Annotated in this window: 6 protein-coding genes; 2 read left to right on the forward strand and 4 right to left on the reverse strand. The window is 68.3% G+C overall.

What is annotated here, in order from left to right:
* Positions 1–8: 8 nt before the first annotated feature.
* From CYJ10_RS14860 to CYJ10_RS14875, 4 genes are read right to left on the reverse strand one after another with little or no spacing between them, the layout of a single operon-like run.
* On the reverse strand, positions 9–488 hold the full coding sequence (locus CYJ10_RS14860; RefSeq protein WP_101682262.1) for a DUF2269 family protein: 480 nt from the start codon (positions 486–488) through the stop codon (positions 9–11).
* A 28-nt stretch (positions 489–516) separates the two neighbouring features.
* A complete protein-coding gene (gene chrA, locus CYJ10_RS14865) occupies positions 517–1,707 on the reverse strand; it encodes a chromate efflux transporter (RefSeq protein ID WP_101682263.1) in 1,191 nt (396 codons plus the stop codon).
* Entirely contained in the window at positions 1,704–3,089 is a 1,386-nt protein-coding gene (locus CYJ10_RS14870) for an ATP-binding protein (RefSeq protein ID WP_101682264.1), read from the reverse strand. The genes chrA and CYJ10_RS14870 overlap by 4 nt, the downstream gene beginning before the upstream one ends.
* Complete coding sequence (locus CYJ10_RS14875; RefSeq protein WP_101682265.1) at positions 3,086–3,793, reverse strand: response regulator transcription factor; 708 nt, start codon at positions 3,791–3,793, stop codon at positions 3,086–3,088. The genes CYJ10_RS14870 and CYJ10_RS14875 overlap by 4 nt, the downstream gene beginning before the upstream one ends.
* A gap of 219 nt (positions 3,794–4,012) precedes the next feature.
* Here CYJ10_RS14875 and CYJ10_RS14880 point away from each other — a divergent pair, with 219 nt between their 5' ends.
* Complete coding sequence (locus tag CYJ10_RS14880) at positions 4,013–5,788, forward strand: glycosyltransferase family 39 protein (RefSeq protein WP_374703266.1); 1,776 nt, start codon at positions 4,013–4,015, stop codon at positions 5,786–5,788.
* 70 nt (positions 5,789–5,858) lie between these two features.
* On the forward strand, positions 5,859–6,000 hold a 142-nt coding region (locus CYJ10_RS34745; protein ID WP_146002048.1), incomplete at its 3' end, for an NAD-dependent epimerase/dehydratase family protein.

Genomic DNA, 6,000 nt, shown 5'->3' on the forward strand with positions numbered 1-6,000 from the left:
GCAGCGAGTCAGCCCGACGCCAGCGCCGGCTTGAACACCATCAGGAAGTAGACCCCCACCATGGCCGCAAACGCCGGGTAGCCCAGCGCTTCCCAGCGCCGGGCGTCGCGCCAGTAGTCGGCGGGCAGCGGCGTGCCGGCGTGGCTGGCCACGGCGGCCATGCGCGCCAGCCGCACCTGCAGCCAGACCACCGGCAACCAGCAGATGCCGGCCAGCCCATAGAGCACGATGGCCGCGAGAATCCAAGGGGTATGCCATGGCCAGCCGGCCAAGTGCGCCAGCCAGAAACCGGTCAGCGGCTGCACGATCACGGCGGGCGTGGTAAACCACCAGTCGGCGCGCACCACCAGCCGCGACACGGCGGCAATCACCGGCACCGATCGCGTACGGTTGGCGAAGAAAAAATAGAACGCGGTGCCAAATCCCGTGCCCACCAGGACCACCGACGACAGGATATGGACGGTCTTCAGCGTCAGGTAGAGGTTCACGTCGTGGTTCCGATCGTCGATCCCGGTCTCAGGCGATGCCTGCGGCCTGCAGACCCCATCCGGCCAGCGCGCATGCCAGCACTACCGCCCAGGGCGGCACCCGCCAGACAGCCAGCGCAACCAGCGCCAGCAGGGCCTGCGCGAAATCCGCCGGGGCCAGCACGGCGCTGGTCCAGACCGGATGATATAAGGCGGCCAGCAGCAGGCCCACCACAGCCGCGTTGACGCCGGCCAGCGCCGCGCGCGTGGCGCCATGGCGGCGCAGCCGTTCCCAGAAGGGCAGCGCGCCGAAGACCAGCAGGAACGACGGCGCGAAGATGGCCACCACGCAGAGCGCACCGCCGGCCCATCCATTGGGCGCCAGCGTACCGGCGGCACCCAGGAAGGCGGCGAATGTGAAGAGCGGACCCGGCACCGCCTGTGCCGCGCCGTAGCCGGCCAGGAACGTATCGTTGTCCACCCAGCCTGGGGGCACCACGGCGGCCTGCAGCAGCGGCAGCACGACGTGGCCGCCGCCGAAGACCAGCGCCCCGGCGCGGTAGAACGCATCGAACAGGGCCACCGCGTGATCGCCGGAAGCGCGCGCGGCAAACGGCAATCCCACCAGCAATACCGCGAAGGCGACCAGGCATAGCAGCGCCACGCCATGGCCCACCGGTACGGACAACGGTTCGTGCGGCACAGCATCGCCGCTGCGGAAACGGCGGGCGCCGACCAGGCCGGCCACCACCATCACGCCCAGCTGGCAGGCCGGCGACGGCACCAGGCTGACCGCCACGGCGGCCAGCGCCATCAGCGTGATGCGCGGCGCGTCAGGGCAGAGCGATCGGGCCATGCCCCACACCGCCTGCACCACCACGGCCACCGCCGCGACCTTGAGGCCATGCAGCGCCTCGGCCGGCATCAGGTTGCCATAGCGGGACAGCCCCAGCGCAAACAGGATCAGCGCCACGGCAGAAGGCAGCGTGAAGCCGATCCAGGCCGCCAGTGCGCCCAGGTAGCCGGCGCGCGACAGGCCCACCACCATGCCCACCTGGCTGCTGGCCGGGCCGGGCAGGAACTGGCACAGCGCGACGATATCGGCGTAGGCGTGTTCACTGAGCCAGCGGCGCTGCGCCACGAATGCGTCGCGAAAATATGCAAGGTGGGCCATTGGGCCGCCGAACGACGTCAGGCCCAGGCGCAGGAACACCACAAAGACTTCCCACGCGGCGCTCATGCCTGGCCTGCCTCGGTGTTGTTGATGCGGATGGTCGCCACCAGCCCGGTGCCTTCCGACGTCGGCCGGTTGGCCAGATCGATCGACAGCCCATGCAGCTCGGCAATGCGCCGCGCGATGGAAATGCCCAGCCCCGTGCCTTGCTCATGCTGCGAGCCGCCGCGGAAGAAGCGGCTGCCCAGCCGCGCCAGCTGGTCCGGCTGCACGCCGGGGCCGCGGTCGGCCACCACGATGCGGTCGGGCGCGAAGGCCAGCGTGACGGTGGACCCCGCCGGGCTATAGCGCAGCGCGTTGTCCATCAGGTTGCGCAACATGGTGCCAAGCAGGGTGGGGTCGCCGCATACGTCGATGGGTTTGGCCTCGGGCTGCGGCCAGACGATCTCCATGTCGACATGGCGCCGTTCGGACAGCAGCAGGCAGTCGGACATCACACGCTGCGACACGTCGCGCCAGTTCACCGCGCTGCGCGAGGGCGGCCCGTTCTCGTCCTCCAGCCGGCTCATCGTCAGCAGTTGCGATACCAGATGGCTCAGGCGGTCGATGCCGGCTTCCACGTTGACGGCCGCCTGGGCGCGCTCGGCCGGGTCGGCGGAGCGACGGGCCACATCCCACTGCGCCTTCAGCGCGGCCAGCGGTGTGCGCATCTCGTGCGCGGCATCGGCGGTCAGGCGGCGTTCGTGTTCGAGCAGGGCCGATACGCGGTCCAGCAGCCGGTTCATCGCGTGCACCAGCGGCGCCAGTTCGGGCGGGGCATCGTGCAGCGAAATCGGCGTGGGATCGCCCGGGGCCCGCGTGGCGATGGTGTGCGAGAGCGCCAGCATCGGATGCAGCATCCGGCGGATGCCCCACACCAGCAGGGTGGTTAGCAGCGGCAGCCCCACCACCCACGGCAGCACCTGCGCCTGCAAGTACGACCACACCAGTTCCTCGCGCTCGGCCATGATCTGGCCCACGCAGACGCGCCAGCCGGCCACCGGTTCGTCCAGGTAGTAGAGCCGCCATGGCACGCCGTCGATCTGCCGGTCGGTAAAGCCCCGCACGCCGGGCAGGCGCGGCAGGCGGTCGCCATCGGGATCGATATGGAAGGGCTGGCCGGTGCCGCGCCAGGTGGCAATCGCCATGTCGCCAAGCCCGGCGGCGCCCAGGTCGCCCAGGTCGGTATCGCCGGGCACCATGCCGTCCGGCTGGGGCTGCGGCGGCACCGCGCCCGTGTTGATCAGCGGCAGCACCGCCTGCATCTGCTGCGCCATGCGCACCATGGCGGTGTCATAGAACTCGTTGATCTCCATGCGCGCGTTCAGGAAGATCATGATGCTGGTGAGAACCCAGGCAAACGCCACCGACGCCAGCACGACCAGGATCAGCCGCCGCTGCAGGGTCATGCATCGTCCCCGCTGGCGGTGTTGGTCGAGGGGGTTTCCAGTGCGTCGAGCGTGCCGAGCGTGTAGCCGGCACCGCGCAACGTGCGCACGATGCCGGGATGGATCTTGCGCCGCAGGTGGTGGATATGCACTTCGAGCGTATTGCTCTCGGAGCCTTTTTCCCATTCGTAGAGCTTGTCGCGCAGGAATTCGCGCGTAAGCACGCGGTTGGGGTGAGCCAGCAGCAGTTCCAGCAGCATCGATTCGCGGCTGGTCAGGTCCACCGACTTGCCCTGCCAGACCGCCAGCCGCGCCGCCGGGTGGTACTCGAGCGGGCCATGGCGCCACACGGGCTCCGGCATGCCCGCGGAACGGCGCGTGACGGCGCGCAGGCGCGCGGCCAGTTCGTCCAGATCCACGGGTTTGATCAGGTAGTCATCGGCGCCGGCATCCAGCCCGCTGATGCGGCTTTGCACCGCGTCGCGGGCGGTCAGCACCACCACCGGCGTCTGGCGGCCCTGGTTGCGCCAGCGCGAAAGCAGCGTCACGCCGTCCTGGTCGGGCAGGCCCAGATCCAGCAGCACGGCGTCGTAATGCATGGCCGCGATGGCGCGGTCGGCATCGGCGCCGGTACGGAACCAGTCCACGGCGTGCCCCATCAGCTTCAGGCCGCGCTGCATGCCATCGCCCAGCATGGGGTCGTCTTCAACGATAAGTATTCTCATGAGCGAACTGCTTGAAACGGCTGTTTGTAAGTATCGATTGAAACGGGACGCATGATGCACTTGGCGCGGCCCGAGCGTAGCATCGTGCCGGATCAGGTGCACGCTTAATCTGAAATTAAGACAGATTCCCTAATCTGCGCGCTCTATTCTTGGACATTAACGCGCGTGCCAGATCCAAGGGCACAAAACGCAACTTTCGCGAAGCCGCCCCCATTCGACATGCACCATCCTCATAGCAAGCAACGCATCACGCACGATGCGGCTGACCGCGCCCATCCGGATTCGTTGCCGGCGCGCGTGGGTGGCTTGCGCATGTCCGCCGTGGCCGGCTGGACGGCGGTGTTCGTGGCCGTGGCGCTGCTGCTGTGGTTCGGCACCCTGGGCCTGCGTCATCTGGTGGGCCCAGACGAAGGGCGCTACGCGGAAATCTCGCGCGAGATGCTGGCTACGGGCGACTGGGTCACCATCCGCTACAACGCACTCAAGTACTTCGAGAAGCCGCCATTCCACATGTGGGTGTCCGCCGTGACCTACGCGCTGTTCGGCGTGGGCGAATGGCAGGCGCGCCTGACGGTGGCGCTGGCCGGCCTGCTGGGCATCGGCATGTCGATGCTGGCGACCTGGCGCTGGTTTGGCCCGCGTGCCGCCGCGTTTGCCGGGCTGGCGCTGCTGGCGGCGCCGATGTGGAGCGTGGCCGCGCATTTCAATACGCTCGACATGACGCTGGCCGGCGTGATGGCCTGCATCCTGGCCTGCATGCTGGTGGCCCAGCACCCGAGCGCCTCGCGGGCAAGCCGGCTGGGCTGGATGGTGGCCTGCTGGGCGGCGATGGGTGTCGCCATCCTCACCAAGGGCCTGGTCGGCATCGCGCTGCCCGGGTTGGTGCTGGTGGTCTATACGCTGGTCACGCGCGACTGGGGATTGTGGCGCAGGCTACACCTGATGGCCGGTGCGGTGACGATGCTGGTGATCGCCATGCCCTGGTTCTATCTGGTGTCCGAGCGCAATCCCGAATTCCTGAATTTCTTCTTCGTCCACGAGCACTGGCAGCGCTATACGTCCGGCGTGCACTCGCGCGGTGGGCCGATCGTCTACTTCGTACCGCTGGTGCTGGCGGGCTTCCTGCCCTGGGTGGGGCTGTTTCCCCGGTTGTGGACGGCCATGCGTAGCGCGGCCCCGGCCGAGGATGCCACTGCCCCCGGCGCGCGTTTCCGTCCGGCGCTGATGGCGGGCATCTGGGCCATCGCCATCTTCGTGTTCTTCAGCCTGTCGCGCTCCAAGCTGCCCGGCTACATCGTGCCGGTGTTTCCGGCGCTGGGCATCCTGGCCGGCGTGGCGCTGGACCGCATGGATGCGCGGGCCTGGGGCCGGCAACTGCGGGCCATGGCCATTGTTGCGATCTGCGGGCTGCTGGCCAGCCCGATCGTGGCTACGCTCAACGCCAACCACACGCCCAACGCGTTCTATCGCGCCTATGCCATCTGGGTGGCGGTCGCCTTCGTGGTGATGCTGCTGGCGATCCTGGCGGCGCGCGCGCTGCTGCGGCGCCATGGGGTGCTGCCCAGCGTGGCCGTCTATGCCCTGGGCATGTACATGGGTTTCACCGCGGCATTGCTCGGCCACGAGACAGTGGGCGGGCCCGCGTCCGGTGCCGACCTGGTGCCGCAGATCCACCAGCGGCTGACGCCGGGCATGAAGCTCTATGGCGTCAACATGCTGGACCACACGCTGCCGTTCTACCTGCGCCACCCGCTGTCGATGGTGGGGCCGGCGGACGAACTGACGTTTGGCACCACGATGGAACCGCAGCGCTGGCTGCCCGACGTGGCCGCCTTCGCAAAGGTCTGGAAGCAGGGCGAGCCCGCGATGGCGGTGATGTCACCCCAGACCTACCTGGAACTGTCGCCCAGCCTGCCACTCTACGTCGTGGCGCGCGACTGGCGCCGTGTGGTGGTGACCAACGTCCCGGCTGCGCCGCAGCCACAGGCGCGCTAGACCGACTTCCGAACTACCCGTTTTGCCCGACACCGCGCGGCCCTTCTTCGTTTTGAAAGATTTCCGATCCATGCACCAAAAGCGAGTCCTGATTCTTGGCGTCAACGGCTTCATCGGCCACCATCTGACGCGCCGCATCCTGGAAACCACGCAGTGGGAGGTCTACGGCATGGACATGTCGTCGGACCGCCTGGGCGACCTGGTGAACCATC

The organism is Cupriavidus pauculus (assembly GCF_002858765.1).
Lineage (GTDB): Bacteria > Pseudomonadota > Gammaproteobacteria > Burkholderiales > Burkholderiaceae > Cupriavidus > Cupriavidus pauculus_B.

Bases quoted from the DNA above. Each gene is read 5' to 3' on its own strand.
- chrA (WP_101682263.1), bottom strand. From the start codon at position 1,707: ATGAGCGCCGCGTGGGAAGTCTTTGTGGTGTTCCTGCGCCTGGGCCTG.
- CYJ10_RS14870 (WP_101682264.1), bottom strand. From the start codon at position 3,089: ATGACCCTGCAGCGGCGGCTGATCCTGGTCGTGCTGGCGTCGGTGGCG.
- CYJ10_RS14875 (WP_101682265.1), bottom strand. From the start codon at position 3,793: ATGAGAATACTTATCGTTGAAGACGACCCCATGCTGGGCGATGGCATG.
- CYJ10_RS14880 (WP_374703266.1), top strand. From the start codon at position 4,013: ATGCACCATCCTCATAGCAAGCAACGCATCACGCACGATGCGGCTGAC.